Annotated in this window: 1 rRNA gene; it reads right to left on the reverse strand. The window is 36.5% G+C overall.

The window, feature by feature from the left end:
- Positions 1-155 (reverse strand): 23S ribosomal RNA (locus tag CWB80_RS22730); the annotation flags it as partial.
- Between the last annotated feature and the right edge of the window lie 207 nt (positions 156-362).

Genomic DNA, 362 nt, shown 5'->3' on the forward strand with positions numbered 1-362 from the left:
GATGGTTAGATACATGCAAGCAGGTTGGTTTCCCCATACGGAAATCCTAGTCTCAATCGCTTTTTACTAGCTTGACTAGTCTTATCGCAAGTTAATACGTCCTTCATCGCCTCCAACTGCCAAGGCATCCACCGTGTACGCTTAGTCACTTAACCATACAACCCAAACGGGTCTTTGTTAGTGACAGCTGTTAACTTCGCCAGAAGTTAATTCATCAAATAATGATGAGAATACTAAAGTAGATACCGATTAATCATTGCTGATTAACTGGCATATTTTTTACTTTTGAAAACTCTTTATAGATACGAATATCTATAAGAATTTTAATATCAGCTTTCCAAATTTTTAAAGAGCAAGAGAAT

The sequence above is a fragment of the Pseudoalteromonas sp. S1650 genome (assembly GCF_005887195.1).
In the GTDB taxonomy this organism is placed as follows: Bacteria; Pseudomonadota; Gammaproteobacteria; order Enterobacterales; family Alteromonadaceae; genus Pseudoalteromonas; species Pseudoalteromonas simplex.